A 17869-nucleotide genomic window follows, 5' to 3' on the forward strand; every position below is an offset into this window, starting at 1 on the left:
TGTCCTTATCTAAAATTAACAAGCTAATCATCTTGCAAGGTGAATGGTTATGTTTTTTATTGCACTTTTTATTTTACCTAAGCCAAAAATGGTAATGCTCATGATGTGCAGCTTTAAGGCAAAAGGAGTTAGTGGTGAATCCGTTTGAATATTATTATCAGTGGGAACTTGATTACCTAAGGCAACTTGCAAAAACTGCACGTGAAGAAAAATCGCATCTTGGTGATGTACTCAGTGGCAGGGACCCTGATGCCGAAAGAGTTAATGAAGGTTTTGCTGCTTTAATGGCTCGTTTGAGTCAGAAAGTGAATGATGCTTTTCCTGAACTGACGCAACCGTTACTACAAAAACTACAGGCACAACCAATAAAAGGTATTCCTGCAACCAGTATTGTGCAATTTGATAGTGGAACACAGGGTGATTTTGCTTTTTCTATACCAGCAGGAACTGAAGTTTATACTCATCATCAACAACCATTTGTAATGTGCCGTGAATGCTCTATTGAGCCTTTGGTATTAGTGTCACGTGAAATTACTCATCAGGTACAGTCAACTAAAATCACTTTAAAATTTCGTTATAACGGCCGGGAAGAAGAGTGGTTGACCCAACCGATTAATTTGTTCCTGAGTAGTGATGAGCAGGTGGCTGATACTTTGATGCTGGGGCTGACACAATATTATGATGGAGCTGAATTACATCACAATGGGCAGGTTTATCAAGCCCGTGGCGATCGGTTTGAACCACGCTCAGGAGCTTCTCGATTGGCACTGTCATCTGCGGTAGGGGATAACTGGGCACCACAGCTACTGGTTGAATCACTTTATCTGCCACATATTAACCAATTCCTGAGTTTGCCTCTGCCGACAATGGTAAAACGACTAAAACTGGCTGAACAGCGTGAATTCAGTGTTGTTTTATCGTTGAATACAGTATTGCCACTATCAGCCGCTCAGGTTGAATCTGCATTTTTACTGAATTGTGTTCCTGTCGTTAATATGGCACGTAACAGTCAGGTCACTCTCCCTTTTACACCTGAAACAGCTCGTTATCGTTTACCTCTAATACCGAATCAGGGAGTTCTGCATATTACAGGTATTGAACTGAAAAACGAGCCGAATACAGAAGAAGAAAAACGTGGCGATGAATATTTGTTTTATCCGGTCGGTCTGCTTACTGGCATGGAGCGTTATCATCCTGAATATGATAGGGCTTGGTTCTATTCGCTTGAAGTCATTAAAGATGCATTAGGCAGAATACAGTACGAACTGATTTTTTATGACAGCAAAGCAGAGCTGATGCGTAGACCTCCTGAGCGTGAATTTATCTGCCATTTTTATGGTTTTGAACAATATCAGGAACCTCTTGCGATAGGTGAAATCTGTCAGTCTGGTGAAAATATTCCCGAAGTTTTTCAATTAAAAAATATCACATCAACTTCACAAACTTATCCTCCGGTTGTTGATAGCCATCGTCACTGGGATTTGTTGTCACATTATTCAGTCGGCAGTCATTTATTGGAGACGGTTGTATCCGTCAAACAGTTATTACTGGATTTTGATTTATACCCAGATGCTAATCGCTCATCTAGCCGAAATATCCAGCGAATGATCGGAGGGGTTGTCAATATAGAAGCAAAATGGGGAGATCGAATAATCCGAGATAGGCCCGTGCGTTGCCTGCTGATTACTCTGATGCTGGATGAAACTGTTTATACTGACGCCGGAGAAATGTATCGATTTGCCAATTCACTCTACCAATTTTTCCCATTCTGTCTCGCTCAGGGGACATGGTTGCGGATGCGAGTGCTCAGTCAACCTTCAGGGACGGAATGGTATCTGTCACCTTCAATGATTCAGGGTTATCGCCCAATTATGTAAGGAGTTTTCACAATGGATGGATTAGTTTTTACATGTCAGATAGGTTCACTACCACTCACTACATTTCAGGTTGTAGATTTCAGCTTACAGGAAGGGTTATCACAACTCTTTCACTTGTCGATGACTGTCGTCAGTTCTTTTGACAATGTTGGACTCAGTGAAAATTAGGCGCCAGCGCCGCTTTGACAGTTATTCGGGATGGTGTGATTGAGCGAACCGTTAATGGCGTTGTGGCGGGAGCAGAACAGGGAAATACCGACGGACGACGTACTTATTATACTTTTATTATTCGACCGGAAATGTGGCTAATGACCCTCAATCAGGATAGCCGGATTTTTCATCATCAATCTGTGCCGGATATTCTCAGCCAGTTGCTGAAAGAGCACCGCATTAAAGCAGACAGCAAATTTTACAAAGATCATCAACAGCATTCGATACGGGAATATACCACCCAGAAACGAGAATCTGCCTATGAATTCTGGTGCCGACTGGCGGCGGAAGAAGGCATCATGTTCTGGTTCGAGGAAGACAAACTGTTTTACAGTAACTCCCATCTTGGCATGTTGGCAGCGCTGACTCTGACCTACAACGTACAGGCAAACACGGATAACAGTGATTCAACTGCATGGCAGTGGAATTATGGCGAATATCTGTGCCCGGATGAAACGATCCATAAAGATAATAACTTCCTCCGGCCTTCTTATCCTCTACAACATATGGCAGCGTTGGACAATGGTGGCAACCACTCTGTCTTTGAAAGTTATGGGCGTTTTCAGATGGATGCAGAAGGTCGCCCTTTCACTCAATTGCGTCTGGAGCAGCTACAGAACCAGAGCAAAGTCGGTAAAGCGAGTACTAACTGTATCAAACTAAGGCCCGGTCGGATCTTCGTTCTGCAATCCCATCCGATTATGTCGATGAATGATCGCTGGCAGGTTATTACTGTCACACATCATGGTCATCAACCACAGGCTTCTGGTGATGCAGGGGAAGGAACAACCTTAACCAACAATGTTACGTTTATTCCCGGAAGACAGGACTGGCGTCCACCATTCCGCCATAAGCCGCTGGCAGACGGGGATGAAGTGGCAACAGTCGTGGGGCCGGAAGGTGAAGAAATCTATGTTGATAAACATGGTGCGATTAAAGTCCATTTCCATTGGAACCGTTATGATGAAGCAGATGACCGAGCTTCCTGCTGGGTGCGGGTAGCACAAGGCTGGAACGGTGATGGCTACGGTTTTATGGCAATTCCGCGCATCGGTCAGGAAGTGATTATTTCCTACCTTAATGGTGATATTGATCGCCCTATAGTCACTGGATGTACCTACAACGGACGTAATCGACCGCCATTGGATCTGCCGGCAGAAAAGACACGTACGACATTTAAAACACATACTCACAAAGGGGAAGGGTTTAATGAACTGCGTTTTGAAGATGCTAAAGGCAGTGAAGAGATCTATATCCACGCTCAGAAAGATCAGCTTATCCAGATAAATCACGATAAAACCCAACGTGTGGGTCACGATGAAAGTCACCATGTACTGAATAACCGTAAACATGAAGTCGGCAACGATGAATTCATCCGGATCATGCATGAACAGCATGTTCAGATTGATCTTAATCAGTTTGAAACTATCACTAAGGATCGCAAAACCCGCATTAATAATAGCTGGGAGGAGAAGATATTCGCAGATCACCTGCAAGAAATCGGCAGGGATAAAACTGCTAAGGTCAATAACAATTATACGCTGAATGTGGTTAATAACATTCAGACTCTGACCAAGATGCACTCGTTACAGGCCAGTGAATCCGTACTAATTAAGGGCAAAGCGGGTTCGATTCTGCTGGATGGGCAAGGAGTCACAATTACCGGAAAAATCACCTTACAGGGAAATGTCTCTGTAATGGGAGGTAGCCCGGGTTCGGTTCCATCTTTAGATGGCTCAGCCAATGAAGGTTTGGCAATGGCGGAGGATTGCAGGGAAAAAGCCAAAAAGCTCAAGGAGTCATCTGAATAATGTCTTGGTTACCCGATTGTTCTGAGCACTGGATAGTGGATTACTCATTCGTTATAAATGGGGAGAGGAACCATTAATAGAAAATGCTATTTATGGATATATTGATGAGGAATTACGTTAAATGAAGAATGTAATAAAAAAATGGTTCTATAATAAATTCAATAAGATCAGGGTTCGCGATCTACCTGCTGTATGTTTATCCGAATTAAATATCTCACAACCAGTAGAAAAATCAGATACTTTAGATCAGGAGAATATTAGATGGACCTCATTTCTGGAAAGTATCAATGATAAAAAATGTCAGATACGCCATGCTATGAATGTTGCAAGATTATTAGTTTTACTCCCTGTGACTCTTGGCCTCATGTTAGGGCTCTGTTTTTTTATTAATGATTTTTTAAAGGCATGGAGTGCAAATGCAAAAACGCTTCTTAAATTTGTTGAATATTCAAAAGAAAAATATGGCGAAAAATTTTTTTTAAATCCAAAAGCACCGGAGTATACTAATTTACTAAAAATAATAGCAGATGATAAGGAGATTTCTTTTTTAAAATATCTTTATATTAGATATTCAAAGAATAGTTTATATAGAGAAGATAGGTCGAAACATAAGCTAATAACGGATGGAGGATTTTTGTTTTTTTTATAATTTTTAACTTGATCTGTATCAGACAACTCTTCTTTAAAAGAAGACCTGCTCCTTTGGTTATTGATCGAGATAGAAACCTATTTTATACGTGGTATAAAAGAAAGATGTATGTAGCTCGTTATGAAGAAATTGGTATTATTCACTCTTCCAATATTCTTTATTTAAAACTGTATGGATTGGATGAAAGTAACAATTTAATCTCTCATATTTTTGTACCGAGTGTTTCTATGTTGAGTTTTGCTCAGATGAGTTCAGAATCTGAAAAACTCTATATGCTAAAATTCATTTCCATGTATTTGTTGAAGGGTAAATCATCAGTTAGTTCTGTGGATTTTAAAAAACAAGCTTCGTTACTTTGGCAGAGAAAAAATCCAAAACCTATAAATTGGGAATTTCAATCTAAAAATATTTTGGCAGAATTGGATAAATTTGGTCCTCTAGGTGTTTTAGTATCTATAAAAAAAGTCAAAGAAAAAAACATTGAGTGAAAATAGTTTTAAAGAATATTTCACTAATATTGACTTTTTCAGCAGAGCGTCTACCAACGCTCTGTAATCATTTTATGATTGACGATTAAGTGTATTGTTAACATTATATTTTGGAATGCTACTTATGGATATGAAGATAAGGTATTACATTAAATGAGTAAGTTAATTAAAAAAACACTTAAAAAAATGTTTAGAGTGAAAAAACCTCCAACAGAACCATTGTCTACATTTGGTGATCCTGTTCTAGAGGGAAAAATAATTTTGTTGAATGATAAAACTGTAAAACGTGCAGGTTTTTTGGACGTAATAAATGACAAGGAATGTCAATTTCGTCATAATATCATAAGAGCCAGAAAAGAAGTTATAATACCTTTGATGATTGGATTTATGTTATGTCTTGGTTTTTTTATTAATAGTTTTGTTACAGTATGGAAAGCTAATGAAGAAGGTTATCTTTGGTCTGTACAGAATGCCAAAAAACGTTATGGAGAGAAATTTTATTTAAATCCCAATGCACCTGAATATGTTAAATCATTACAGATAATATCAGATGATGAAAAAGTATCATTATTGGATTATTTCCATATAAAATATTCTAAGGGTAGTTATTATGGTGAAGAAAGGGCTAGACGATACCTGATTATAGATGCAAGCTTTGGGTTGTTTTTTCTTATCACCAATATTCTTTTTATTAGCATATTATTACGATTACGTAAGCCTGCAAATTTCATTATTGATCATGAAAGGAAACTTTTTTATACCTGGAAAAAAGGGAAAATGTATGTATCGCGTTATAAAGAATTAGAAGTGGCGTTTACTAATAATATTTTGCATTTCAAATGTTATGGGCTAAATGAAAAAAATGAATTGACATACCAATTTTTCATTCCTTATCTCAGTCTTTTCAACTCGGATGAGGATAAGATTTATATCTTGGCATTTATGTCAAAATATTTGTTACAGGGGAAAGAAGCAGTCAGTTCAGTTGATTTTAAACGCCAAGAGAGATTGCCGTGGTTTCGTAAACAAATAAAACCAACCGACTGGGAACAACAGATTTCGGCAATCTTAGCGGAACTAGACAGGCTTGGGCCGCCGAGAAAGGCTACTGACCCCAAATAGCAGTTGGAAAAATAGTTAAAACAGCAAAAAACCGTCATTAATATCTTTTGTTATAAATAAAAGATATTAATGACGGTTTAATTATAATTAGGTTGAATTAGAGTTTTGTAAATTGTTTATTATCTAATACCTTGGAAACTTCTTTATTTAAAATATTCAGCAGAAGAATTGAACGAGTTTCTCCATCTGGTTCATTATAAATTGCCTGAATCCCTTCAAAAATCCCTTCAGTTATCAGAACAGTATCACCGGAAACAGGAGTTTCTGGTGCAGTGAATTCCTGTTCAGTCGCATTCATTAATTCATCGATTAATTGTTGTGGGACAACCGCTGGGTATGTACTGAAACGGATAAAGTGATTAACCCCCCGCGTTGAATTAACTGTGGTGGTATGAATCACTTCTGGATCAAAGTTCACAAAAAGGTAGTTCGGAAAAAGAGGTTCGGTTACGGTCGTTCTTCTGCCCCTTATAATTTTTTCAATTTTGGCTGTGGGTGTCAGGCAAATGACATCCTGTCTCTCCAGGTTTTCTATCGCCCGAGAGATTTGCCCGCGTTTACAATAAAGAAGATACCAATTTCCCATAATATTCCGACTCCATTACACAATGTACTAAGCATAACAAAAGCGATATACCAGAATCACCTATAAAATGAAGCATAACAAAACCGATATAAGCAAATCATATATAAAGTGCAAAATGTGTTTAAAGAAAATGACATGTTTTTATAGGCAGTAAAGCGTTTTACGGGCCAAAATCCACATCTTGTACACCTTATCTTTCAAGTTGCCTCTTTGTTGGCTGAGCAAATTCATTCCCGACAAATTTGATGCTCTCTTGCCGCCACGGTGAATTTTGAAATCCATTGTGTATCATTATTAAACCGATAATAGTTTCATTTTACTTATGATTATGAATTAAAATGATTTTTTAGATAAAATTGCAGAATGGTTTATTTTTTGAATAAATGCATATTAAGAGGATAGCACTATTTTATTGGTGTAAATGAATAGCTTAAAATTTATCTACGTAATCAGACGTTTTTCATGCAATTGGGTAAGCAGGAATGGAGGCTGAACAACGTTTCTCTGTGTCTTAGCAAAAATACAATAAATTCATTGATTTTTAGTAAGTTATGGGTTTACCTTGTAACCTGCATTCGAGAGCTTATAATGTCCTTCCCCCTTAAAAATCGGCATAATTGAATAATATGAAATACCGCGATCTAAGAGACTTTCTTTCCTTGCTGGAACAATCTGGTGAATTAAAACGAATTAGTATGGAAGTTGACCCCTATCTGGAAATGACCGAAATCGCGGATCGTACTCTTCGTGCCGGTGGGCCTGCTTTGTTGTTTGAAAACCCAAAAGGATATTCGATGCCGGTTTTGTGCAATCTGTTTGGGACGCCTAAGCGGGTTGCGATGGGGATGGGGCAGGATGATGTTAAAGCTCTGCATGATGTTGGCAAATTACTGGCTTTTCTCAAAGAGCCGGAGCCACCAAAAGGTTTTCGTGATTTGGTTGGTAAGTTGCCTAAATTCAAACAAGTTTTAAATATGCCAACCAAGCGTCTTAGTTCTGCGCCTTGTCAGGAGCTGGTCTGGGAAGGGGGGGATGTTGATTTGACCCGAATCCCGGTGATGCATTGTTGGCCTGAAGATGCTGCTCCTTTGATTACATGGGGTCTGACTGTAACCAGAGGGCCAAATAAAGAACGCCAGAATCTGGGTATCTATCGTCAGCAAGTTTTGGGTAAAAATAAGCTTATTATGCGCTGGCTGTCACATCGCGGTGGGGCGCTCGATTTTCAGGAATGGTGTCAGGCTCATCCGGGGGAGCGTTTTCCTGTTTCTGTCGCTCTGGGTGCTGATCCTGCCACAATTTTAGGTGCTGTTACGCCAGTGCCTGATACCCTGTCTGAATATGCTTTTGCCGGATTGTTGCGTGGGCATAAAACGGAAGTTGTGAAATGTTTGTCCAATGAATTAGAAGTGCCAGCCAGTGCTGAGATTATCCTCGAAGGGTATATTGAACCGGGTGAAATGGCACCGGAAGGGCCATATGGTGACCATACTGGTTATTATAATGAAATCGATATGTTTCCTGTATTTACCATTACCCACATTACCCAGCGCCGTGATGCTATCTACCACTCTACTTATACAGGGCGTCCGCCGGATGAACCGGCTGTATTGGGTGTTGCACTGAATGAAGTACTGGTACCGATCCTGCAAAAACAATTTCCTGAAATTGTCGATTTTTATCTACCTCCTGAGGGTTGTTCTTATCGGCTTGCCGTCGTTACGATGAAAAAACAATATGCAGGGCATGCCAAACGGGTCATGATGGGTGTTTGGTCATATCTGCGGCAATTTATGTACACAAAATTTGTGATTGTCTGTGATGATGACATTAATGCCCGAGACTGGAATGATGTTATCTGGGCAATAACAACGCGGATGGATCCGCAACGGGATACTGTCTTAATGGAAAATACACCAATTGACTATCTCGATTTTGCATCACCTGTTTCCGGGCTTGGCTCAAAAATGGGATTAGATGCAACCAATAAATGGCCGGGAGAGACACAAAGGGAATGGGGGCGTCCGATTGTCATGAGTGATGAGGTCCGGGCCCGTGTCGATGAAATTTGGGATCAATTAGATATTTTGAAGCGATAAGAGGGAACGCATGACAACACTAAGCTGTAAAGTAACATCGGTTGACTCCATTACAGATACAGTTTATCGGGTTCGTTTATTACCTGATTCGCCTTTTTCTTTTCGTGCAGGGCAATACCTTATGGTCGTGATGGATGAGAGGGATAAACGCCCCTTCTCTATGGCATCATCGCCATCAGAACACCAGACGATTGAATTGCATATAGGGGCTTCTGAATTGAACCTGTATGCAATGGCGGTGATGGATAGGATCCTGGATCAGAAAGTTATTGATATCGATATTCCACACGGGCAAGCGTGGTTTCGTGAAGACAGTAAAAGCCCGATGCTATTAATTGCAGGAGGAACCGGGTTTTCATATACCCGTTCTATTTTACTGTCTGCCTTAGAGAACGATCCTGAACGCGAAATTGCAATTTATTGGGGTGGGCGTGAGCTGCAACATCTCTATGATTTGGGTGAATTGCAGTCTTTAAGTGAACGTTACTCTAATTTAACCGTCGTTCCTGTGGTTGAGCAGGCTGATGGTAATTGGCGGGGAAGAACGGGAACTGTATTAAGTGCTGTTCTGGAGGATTTTGGCAATTTAGCTCCGTATGATATTTATATCGCCGGCCGTTTTGAGATGGCTAAAATTGCCCGTGAACGGTTTTGCAGTGAGCGTGATGCTTCTCTTGAGCGTATGTATGGTGATGCGTTCGAGTTTATCTGATTTATACACTTCGTCTTTCAAGTTGCCTCTTTGTTGGCTGCGCTCGCTCACCCCAGTCACATAGTTAGCTATGCTCTTGGGGATTTACTCCCTTGCCGCCGCGACGCATCTTGAAATCCATTGTGTATATACCTACCATCTGGTGAGCAATAATAAAAAAACCCGCCCCTGACAGGCGGGAAACTACGGCAACAACTTATTCGAGTGATGCAATAGATAAGACAGACAAGGGGAAAATACTCACAAATAATCGTCAGATACTCCGATAGCTAAACTCTTTCAATAATCGTGGCAATGCCCTGACCCAGCCCGATACACATGGTTGCTAATCCGAACTGGACATCTTTACGCTCCATCAGATTCAGCAAGGTTGTTGTGATCCTGGTACCAGAACAGCCCAATGGATGACCAAGTGCAATAGCACCACCATTCAGGTTAATTTTGTCATCCATACTATCCAGCAGATTCAGACCCTTCATACATGCCAGCGATTGGGCAGCAAACGCTTCGTTTAATTCAAACAGGTCAATATCCGAAAGAGTCAGACCGGCTTTTTTCAATGCCATTTGTGTTGCCGAAACAGGACCATAACCCATGATAGAAGGATCGCAGCCAACAACCGCCATTGAGCGGATACGGGCACGAGGCTTCAATCCCAGTTCACGTGCTTTACTTTCACTCATGACCAGCATTGCTGATGCACCGTCTGAAAGAGCTGAAGAGTTACCGGCGGTTACACTACCCGTGACTGGGTCAAAGACAGGGCGAAGACCAGCTAAATCTTTCAGATTAGTATCCGGGCGGATAACCTCATCAAAATTAATAAGCTGAATGTTTCCGTCAGCATCGTGCCCGTGCAGAGGGGCAATCTCACTGGCAAAGGCTTTTGACTCTGTCGCCTGTGCAGCGCGCTGATGTGAACGCATAGCAAATTCATCCTGCATTTCACGGCTGATACCATGCATTTTTGCCAGCATTTCAGCCGTCAGGCCCATTACACCTGCTGCTTTTGCTACATTACGGCTTAATTTAGGGTGGAAATCGACGCCATGAGTCATCGGAACGTGGCCCATGTGCTCAACACCACCAATCATGGCGATATTGGCATCTCCCGTCATGATCATGCGGGTAGCATCATGCAATGATTGCATCGAAGAACCACACAGGCGGTTAACGGTAACCGCGGGTACTGAATGCGGAAGCCCGGCCAGTAAGGCTGCATTACGGGCAATATTAAACCCTTGTTCCAGTGTTTGTTGTACACACCCCCAAGAGATATCATCAATCTGCTCAGGTTGTACTGATGGGTTACGTTTAAGGAGTGACTTCATCAAATGTGCTGAGAGATCTTCGGCACGGGTCTGACGGAATACTCCACCTTTTGAGCGCCCCATCGGGGTACGGATACCATCAATAATGACTACGTTTTCCATGTTTTCAGACCTCACGCTGTTTCACCTGAATTAACAGCAAGTTTTGCTGCCGCAGGATAGTAACTTTCATTGCTCTCAGCTTTCGCTTTCAGGCCGGCTGGAACCTGATAAAGTGCACCTAAATGGGCATAGCTTTCAGCCAATTTCACATAGGCTGCTGTTCCCATTGTATCCAGATAACGGAAAACGCCACCGTGGAATGGAGGGAAACCTAAACCATAAACCAGCGCCATGTCTGCCTCTGCAGGGCTGGCAATCACACCTTCTTCCAGACAACGAACAACTTCGTTAATCATTGGGATCATGGTACGTGCAATGATATCTTCGCCAGAGAAAGTCTGTTTAGGCTGGCTTACACCTGCCAGTAACTGATCGGTGATCTCGTCCTGCTCTTTTTTCGGTTTACCTTTTCTATCCTGAGTGTATTTATAGAAACCAACACCATTTTTCTGGCCGTAACGCTCGTTTTCAAACAAGACATCAATGGCATCCTGATAATCACGGCTCATACGCTCAGGAAAACCTTGGGCCATAACACTTTGTGCGTGATGGGCAGTATCAATCCCAACTACATCAATCAGATAAGCAGGGCCCATCGGCCAGCCAAATTCTTTTTCCATGATTTTGTCGATTTGACGGAAATCACCACCATCTCGCAATAACATGCCAAAGCCGGCCAGATATGGGAATAGAACACGGTTTACGAAAAAGCCGGGGCAATCATTCACAACAATCGGGGTTTTGCCCATTTTGCTGGCATAGGCAACAACAGCAGAAATTGTTTTTTCTGATGTTTTTTCTCCACGAATGACTTCAACCAGCGGCATGCGGTGAACCGGGTTAAAGAAGTGCATACCACAGAAGTTTTCTGGTCGCTGCAGTGATTTGGCTAATTCAGTGATGGGAATAGTGGAAGTGTTGGATGCAAGAATGCAATCATCATTAATATGAGATTCTGCTTCTGCCAGAACTGCCGCTTTAATTTTCGGATTTTCAACAACGGCTTCGACTACAATCTGAGATTGCTCAATACCGGCATAATTCAGTGTTGGTTGGATTGATGACAAAATCTTAGCCATCTTCATCGCATCCAGACGTCCGCGCTCAAACTGTTTGTTCAGCAATTTAGCCGCTTCGTTCATGCCGAGATCCAGCGCTTTCTGATTAATATCTTTCATCAGAACCGGCACACCTTTACGTGCTGATTGGTAAGCGATACCGCCACCCATAATACCCGCGCCCAGAACAGCGGCATGTTGAGGTGTTGAAACTTCTTTCAGATGTTTTTTTGCCAGACTTTTTACATACTGATCATTCAGGAAGATCCCGACTAAAGCACGGGCAACTGAAGTATGCGCCAGCATAACGAAGCTATCACTTTCCAGTTTTAATGCTTCATCGCGATTCAGAGTCGCTGCTTTTTCAATGGTTTTTACCGCAGTAATTGGAGCCGGATAATGAGGCCCTGCGACTTTCATTACCATGCCCTTAGCCACTGTGAAGCTCATGGTGCGTTCAATCGTATTAAGGCTAAGTGGGACTAGTTTCGGTTGGCGGGCGGCTTTCCAGTCTAAATCACCTTTAATAGCCTGTTCCAGAATAGAAACAGCAGAGTTAACCAGTTTTTCAGCAGGTACAACGGCATCAACCAAGCCATTTTTCAACGCTTCTTCTGCACCGATATCTTTGCCGGCTGTAATAATTTCAAGGGCATTATCAGTTCCGATCAAGCGTGGCATACGAACTGAGCCACCAAAACCCGGCATGATACCTAGTTTAGTTTCTGGTAAACCGATACGAAGATCGGGGGATGCTACGCGAAAATCAGTGGCAAGTACCAATTCGCAACCACCACCAAGCGCATACCCATTGATTGCGGAGACTGTAGGAACCGCGAGGTCTTCAATTCGGTTGAAAATGTTATTAGCGAGATTCAGTAATTCATGCAGTTTTTCTGCCGGAGCGCTGAATAAAGATAAAAATTCTGTGATATCAGCACCGACGATAAAGGCTTGTTTTTCAGAACGGATTAGTAGCCCTTTTAACTCAGATTGTTGTTCAAGGGTAGCAATTGCCTTATCCAGTGATGCAACAGTCTTGGTATCCAGTTTATTAATTGCGGCTGACGCATTGAAGATCAGTTCTGCAATGCCATCTTTCAGCCAGTTTACTTGAATAGTTTCACTTAGGTAGAGCATGTCATTCTCCTCAATGAGTGCATACCATCTGGTATGACCAGATGCAGTTGATTGTGATTAGTGTGTTAAGTGAATGCAAACCAATGATTAATTTTTTGTAGGGCGGATCACAGGTAAGATTTATGATGGGAAGTGCTATTTTTTATTATTGCTTTGAAAAATATAAATATTATCAGTTAATTCTTATTAAGTTGATTTTCAGTGATGACACGAAAAATAATGTATTGTGGTAAAATTCAAATTCCGGCCAGATAACCCAAAGGTTCATAAAATGGAAAAGTTGGCATCTCTGTATCAAGAACATATTAAAATTTTGCAAAAGCGCGCTAAAGAAATATTAGCACGCAGTCAGCTTGACGCCCTGCTTATTCACTCTGGTGAATTATTACGAGTATTTCTCGATGATAGCCATTACCCGTTCAAGGCAAATGCACATTTCAAGGCATGGGTTCCTGTAACCAAAGTACCGAATTGCTGGTTATGGATCGATGGTGTCAATAAGCCCAAATTATGGTTTTATTCCCCAGTGGACTATTGGCACAGTGTGGAACCACTTCCTCACGGATACTGGACGGAAGAAGTGGAAATGTTCCATCTGGCTAGCGCCGAAGATATCAACGCAGCACTGAATGGTTTTTCAAAACAACATACGGCCTACATCGGCGAACAAGTTGAACGTGCTAAATTGCTGGGGATCTCCGAGCATAATCTTAACCCCAAAGCCGTTTTAGATTATTTAAGTTACCATCGTTCCTATAAGACAGATTACGAACTGGCCTGTATGCGTGAAGCGCAGAAGACAGCAGTGAATGGCCATATGGCGGCACATGATGCGTTTTTGTCAGGTGTCAGCGAGTTCGAAATCAATATGTTCTATCTGATCGCAACAGGCCACCGTGATACTGATGTTCCTTATGACAATATTATCGCTTTGAATGAAAATACTGCTGTTTTGCACTATACAAAGTTGCAGCAAACTGTACCTGCTGAAATTCGCAGTTTTTTGATTGATGCGGGTGCAGAATATAATGGCTATGCGGCAGATATCACCAGAACTTATGCAGCAAAATCAAACAGTGAGTTTGCTTATCTGATTAAAGGACTGAATGACGAACAGCAGGCAATTATAACCACGATCAAAGCGGGCACTCGGTATACCGATTATCATGTCAATATGCACTATCGCATAGCCAGGTTGCTGAAAAAGCACGATATCATTAATGGAATTAGTGAAGAGGCTATGGTTGAAAAAGGGCTGACATCGCCGTTTTTCCCTCACGGGCTTGGTCACCCGCTTGGCTTGCAGGTACATGATTCTGCCGGATTTATGCAGGATGATACCGGAACTCATCTGGCTGCGCCGGAAATGTATCCTTATTTGCGTTGCACACGTGTTCTGGAGCCAAGAATGGTTTTGACCATTGAGCCGGGGCTTTATTTTATTGAAACCTTATTGGCGCCGTGGCGTGTCAGCGAATACAGCAAACACTTTGACTGGAAGAAGATCGAGGCGCTTAAGCCATATGGCGGTATTCGTATTGAAGATAATATCGTTATCCATGATGGAAAAATTGAAAATATGACCAGAGATTTACAGTTGCCGTAATGAAGCCTTATTTAATTCCAGCGGCTTCAGTCAGCTTTACTGAAGAAATAAAGAAAAGCTGTTTTATTACCCTGCTGGAGCATACCAGCGGGGTTGATGAAGCAAAATCGTTTATTCAACGTATCAAACAGCAATACCCTGATGCCCGGCATCACTGCTGGGCTTTTGTTGCTGGCGCTCCCGATGATTCTCAGCAGTTAGGTTTTTCAGATGATGGAGAGCCTACCGGAACCGCGGGTAAGCCGATGATTGCACAATTGATAGGAAGCGGTTTAGGGGAGATCACTGCAATATCCGTCCGTTATTTTGGGGGGATTAAACTAGGTACTGGCGGGTTAGTGAAAGCCTACGGTAATGGCGTTCAGCAGGCGCTCAAGCTATTGGAAACAGAGTATAAAATTCCACAAAAACAGTACCAGATACAATGTGAATATGCACAAATCTCAATGGTAGAACAGTTATTACAGCAATTTTCAGGGCAAGTACTTGCCAGCGAATATACGGAAAATGTTACATTGCAAGTCTCATTACCTGCTACCCTTGCAGATGAAATAGGTAATAAATTACGTGATTTAAGTCGCGGTGCGCTATTTTTAACATCAAAAGAATGATTATTTTGTCATACCGGATTTCGAAGGAACCTGCTGAATGCATTTTCGCACCATAACCCGTATTGTCGGGCTACTTGTCATTATTTTCTCTGTCACAATGATTATTCCGGGGTTAGTGGCATTGATTTACCGAGATGGTGCCGGCAGAGCTTTCAGTCAGACATTCATCTTTGCACTTCTGATTGGTTTGGTACTTTGGGTACCCAATCGGGAACAAAAATATGAATTGAAGCCTAAGGAAGGTTTCTTGATCGTTGTACTGTTCTGGACTGTACTGGGTAGTGTCGGTGCTTTGCCTTTTATTTTCTCAGAAAAACCTAATCTTTCTATTACTGATGCTTTTTTCGAATCTTTCTCAGGATTGACGACGACAGGAGCAACGACACTCGTTGGTCTTGATTCCCTCCCTAAAGCCATTCTCTTTTATCGGCAAATGCTGCAATGGTTGGGAGGAATGGGAATCATCGTACTGGCGGTTGCGATCCTGCCTTTGCTGGGGGTCGGGGGAATGCAGCTTTATCGTGCTGAAATGCCGGGGCCACTGAAAGATAATAAAATGCGTCCTCGTATTGCTGAAACGGCAAAGACTCTCTGGCTGATTTATGTTTTGTTAACCATTGCCTGTGCGGTTGCCTTATGGGCTGCCGGGATGTCAGTTTTTGATGCCATTTCTCATAGCTTTTCTACTATTGCGATAGGGGGGTTCTCGACCCATGATGCCAGCGTAGGTTTTTTTAATAGCCCAACGATTAATACTATTATTGCAATTTTTCTACTGATCTCTGGCTGTAACTTTGGTTTGCACTTCGCAGTGCTTTCAGGAAGAAGCCTAAAAGTCTATTGGCGTGATCCTGAATTTCGTATGTTTATCAGTATCCAGCTGGCATTGGTCGTCATATGTATGCTGGTTTTGTGGCAGCACTCCGTTTATGAATCAAAATTAAATGCACTGAATCATGCCTTCTTTCAGGTTGTATCGATGGCAACTACAGCAGGGTTTACGACGGACAGTTTTGCTAAGTGGCCACTGTTTCTGCCATTTCTGCTACTGTGCTCTGCATTTGTTGGCGGATGTGCCGGATCGACTGGTGGTGGTTTGAAAGTCATCCGCATCTTGTTGTTGTTTCTACAAGGCTCCCGCGAATTGAAGCGTTTAGTTCATCCTAATGCGGTATACACAATTAAATTGGGGCGTAGGGCATTACCTGAAAAAATTATTGAAGCAGTTTGGGGGTTTTTCTCCGCTTATGCATTGGTTTTCATTATTAGCATGTTGTTACTGATCGCTACAGGAGTGGATGAGTTTTCTGCGTTCTCTGCTATTGCCGCAACACTGAATAATCTTGGGCCGGGATTGGGTACGGTAGCTGATAACTTCACTACAATGAACCCGACAGCGAAATGGGTTTTAGTGGTGACAATGTTGTTCGGGCGTTTGGAAGTTTTCACTTTATTAGTCTTATTTACGCCAACTTTCTGGCGCGATTAATCTAAGAAGATAAAAGGGCGTATTTATGAATTACCTATTGCTCTATTCCACACAGGATGGACAGACTAAGAAAATAATCATGCGTATTGCAGAAAATATTCGCCGGACAGGTATCAATTGTGACTTGAGAGATCTTGCGACAGTCAATCATATGAATTTGCTTCCTTATAATAAGGTGATGATCGGGGCTTCAATACGCTACGGGAACTTTAATTCGGCATTACATAAGTTTGTTGTTCGTCATCAAAAGCAATTGAATCAACTACCGACAGCTTTCTTCAGTGTCAATTTAACAGCAAGAAAACCAGAAAAAAGAACGCCCGAGACGAATGCGTATGTTCATAAGTTTTTGGTAAAAAGCCCTTGGCAGCCAGATTTGTGCGATGTTTTTGCCGGAGCACTACTTTATCCTCGCTACCGTTGGTTTGATCGCATAATGATTCAGCTCATTATGCGTATGACCGGAGGGGAAACAGATACAACAAAAGAGATTGAATACACCGACTGGGCCCAAGTGGATCATTTTTCTCAGACATTTTTACAGCTAGAGCCTCAAAAAGAGACCTAAAAGTCATCTTTTTGTTGATTATTACGGCGTTTTGAGGAAAAAAGAAACGAACGAAAAGAAAATGCAAAAAAACTATTGTCAGGGCCGAAAAACTCCCTATAATGCGCCACCACTGACCGACGCTGAGCTGAACACAGCCACGCAGGCCAGCGGAAGGAAAGCGAAAATAATCGCTTGACTCCGGAGGCAAAAAGCGTAAGATACGCAGCCTCGCAACCCGGAACGAAAGATTCGGTTGCCATGCTCTTTAACAAATTAATCAGACAATCTGTGTGGGCACTCGCAAGACACTATCGACATGCCGAAAGGCAAAAAAAAGATTAAAGTCTTGAAGAGTGACTGAAACAGTTAATTCATTACGAACTAACAGTAACGATTCTTTGAGCATCAAACACTTTTAATTGAAGAGT

13 protein-coding genes and 1 pseudogene are annotated in these 17869 nt (G+C 41.9%); 11 read left to right on the top strand and 3 right to left on the bottom strand.

Annotated elements, in window-relative coordinates; translation table 11 throughout:
- Nucleotides 1–134 precede the first annotated feature (134 nt).
- From Xsto_RS06460 to Xsto_RS06480, 5 genes and pseudogenes are all read left to right on the top strand, one after another.
- Complete coding sequence (locus Xsto_RS06460; RefSeq protein WP_169926596.1) at nt 135–1877, top strand: type VI secretion system baseplate subunit TssF; 1743 nt, start codon at nt 135–137, stop codon at nt 1875–1877.
- A gap of 12 nt (nt 1878–1889) precedes the next feature.
- Nucleotides 1890–3898 (top strand): annotated as a pseudogene (gene tssI / locus Xsto_RS06465) (type VI secretion system tip protein TssI/VgrG).
- A gap of 121 nt (nt 3899–4019) precedes the next feature.
- The gene (locus Xsto_RS06470; protein WP_099124434.1) at nt 4020–4547 is read left to right on the top strand and encodes a hypothetical protein; all 528 of its coding nucleotides are present in this window, start codon (nt 4020–4022) and stop codon (nt 4545–4547) included.
- Nucleotides 4548–4651: 104 nt separating this feature from the next.
- Nucleotides 4652–5035 carry a hypothetical protein gene (locus Xsto_RS06475; RefSeq protein WP_099124435.1) on the top strand — a complete coding sequence of 128 codons (384 nt, stop codon included), beginning with the start codon at nt 4652–4654 and terminating at the stop codon, nt 5033–5035.
- 153 nt (nt 5036–5188) lie between these two features.
- The gene (locus tag Xsto_RS06480; RefSeq protein ID WP_099124436.1) at nt 5189–6157 is read left to right on the top strand and encodes a hypothetical protein; all 969 of its coding nucleotides are present in this window, start codon (nt 5189–5191) and stop codon (nt 6155–6157) included.
- 97 nt (nt 6158–6254) lie between these two features.
- Here Xsto_RS06480 and rfaH read toward each other — a convergent pair whose 3' ends face one another.
- Nucleotides 6255–6743, bottom strand: coding sequence for a transcription/translation regulatory transformer protein RfaH (gene rfaH / locus Xsto_RS06485; protein ID WP_099124437.1), 489 nt, complete (start codon nt 6741–6743; stop codon nt 6255–6257).
- Nucleotides 6744–7369: 626 nt separating this feature from the next.
- Here rfaH and ubiD point away from each other — a divergent pair.
- Both ubiD and fre read left to right on the top strand, forming a co-directional pair.
- Nucleotides 7370–8842, top strand: coding sequence for a 4-hydroxy-3-polyprenylbenzoate decarboxylase (gene ubiD / locus Xsto_RS06490; RefSeq protein WP_099124438.1), 1473 nt, complete (start codon nt 7370–7372; stop codon nt 8840–8842).
- A 10-nt stretch (nt 8843–8852) separates the two neighbouring features.
- Entirely contained in the window at nt 8853–9554 is a 702-nt protein-coding gene (gene fre, locus Xsto_RS06495) for an NAD(P)H-flavin reductase (RefSeq protein ID WP_099124439.1), read from the top strand.
- A 269-nt stretch (nt 9555–9823) separates the two neighbouring features.
- Here fre and fadA read toward each other — a convergent pair whose 3' ends face one another.
- Nucleotides 9824–10987 (bottom strand): acetyl-CoA C-acyltransferase FadA, encoded by a 1164-nt coding sequence (gene fadA / locus Xsto_RS06500; RefSeq protein WP_099124451.1) that lies wholly within the window; start codon nt 10985–10987, stop codon nt 9824–9826.
- A gap of 11 nt (nt 10988–10998) precedes the next feature.
- On the bottom strand, nt 10999–13185 hold the full coding sequence (gene fadB, locus Xsto_RS06505) for a fatty acid oxidation complex subunit alpha FadB (protein ID WP_099124440.1): 2187 nt from the start codon (nt 13183–13185) through the stop codon (nt 10999–11001).
- A gap of 271 nt (nt 13186–13456) precedes the next feature.
- On the opposite strand from fadB, the gene pepQ reads away from it, so the two are divergent.
- Genes pepQ through hemG form a run of 4 tightly spaced genes read left to right on the top strand, consistent with a single transcriptional unit; the run spans nt 13457 to nt 17459 of the window.
- The gene (pepQ, locus tag Xsto_RS06510; RefSeq protein ID WP_099124441.1) at nt 13457–14791 is read left to right on the top strand and encodes a Xaa-Pro dipeptidase; all 1335 of its coding nucleotides are present in this window, start codon (nt 13457–13459) and stop codon (nt 14789–14791) included.
- Complete coding sequence (locus Xsto_RS06515) at nt 14791–15402, top strand: IMPACT family protein (RefSeq protein ID WP_099124442.1); 612 nt, start codon at nt 14791–14793, stop codon at nt 15400–15402. Before pepQ ends, Xsto_RS06515 begins: the two co-directional genes overlap by 1 nt.
- Nucleotides 15403–15439: 37 nt before the next feature.
- Nucleotides 15440–16891: a Trk system potassium transporter TrkH gene (gene trkH / locus Xsto_RS06520; RefSeq protein ID WP_099120811.1), complete on the top strand. Its 1452-nt coding sequence runs from the start codon at nt 15440–15442 to the stop codon at nt 16889–16891.
- Between the two features lie 25 nt (nt 16892–16916).
- Nucleotides 16917–17459 (top strand): menaquinone-dependent protoporphyrinogen IX dehydrogenase, encoded by a 543-nt coding sequence (hemG, locus tag Xsto_RS06525; RefSeq protein WP_099124443.1) that lies wholly within the window; start codon nt 16917–16919, stop codon nt 17457–17459.
- Nucleotides 17460–17869 lie beyond the last annotated feature (410 nt).

This window comes from Xenorhabdus stockiae, from assembly GCF_002632825.1.
In the GTDB taxonomy this organism is placed as follows: Bacteria; Pseudomonadota; Gammaproteobacteria; order Enterobacterales; family Enterobacteriaceae; genus Xenorhabdus; species Xenorhabdus stockiae.

What these genes read in the sequence shown, in the direction of transcription:
- Xsto_RS06475 (WP_099124435.1), top strand. Translation starts at nt 4,652, where the DNA reads ATGTATGTAGCTCGTTATGAAGAAATTGGTATTATTCACTCTTCCAAT.
- trkH (WP_099120811.1), top strand. Translation starts at nt 15,440, where the DNA reads ATGCATTTTCGCACCATAACCCGTATTGTCGGGCTACTTGTCATTATT.
- rfaH (WP_099124437.1), bottom strand. Translation starts at nt 6,743, where the DNA reads ATGGGAAATTGGTATCTTCTTTATTGTAAACGCGGGCAAATCTCTCGG.
- fadA (WP_099124451.1), bottom strand. Translation starts at nt 10,987, where the DNA reads ATGGAAAACGTAGTCATTATTGATGGTATCCGTACCCCGATGGGGCGC.
- hemG (WP_099124443.1), top strand. Translation starts at nt 16,917, where the DNA reads ATGAATTACCTATTGCTCTATTCCACACAGGATGGACAGACTAAGAAA.
- ubiD (WP_099124438.1), top strand. Translation starts at nt 7,370, where the DNA reads ATGAAATACCGCGATCTAAGAGACTTTCTTTCCTTGCTGGAACAATCT.
- pepQ (WP_099124441.1), top strand. Translation starts at nt 13,457, where the DNA reads ATGGAAAAGTTGGCATCTCTGTATCAAGAACATATTAAAATTTTGCAA.
- fre (WP_099124439.1), top strand. Translation starts at nt 8,853, where the DNA reads ATGACAACACTAAGCTGTAAAGTAACATCGGTTGACTCCATTACAGAT.
- Xsto_RS06480 (WP_099124436.1), top strand. Translation starts at nt 5,189, where the DNA reads ATGAGTAAGTTAATTAAAAAAACACTTAAAAAAATGTTTAGAGTGAAA.
- Xsto_RS06470 (WP_099124434.1), top strand. Translation starts at nt 4,020, where the DNA reads ATGAAGAATGTAATAAAAAAATGGTTCTATAATAAATTCAATAAGATC.
- fadB (WP_099124440.1), bottom strand. Translation starts at nt 13,185, where the DNA reads ATGCTCTACCTAAGTGAAACTATTCAAGTAAACTGGCTGAAAGATGGC.
- Xsto_RS06515 (WP_099124442.1), top strand. Translation starts at nt 14,791, where the DNA reads ATGAAGCCTTATTTAATTCCAGCGGCTTCAGTCAGCTTTACTGAAGAA.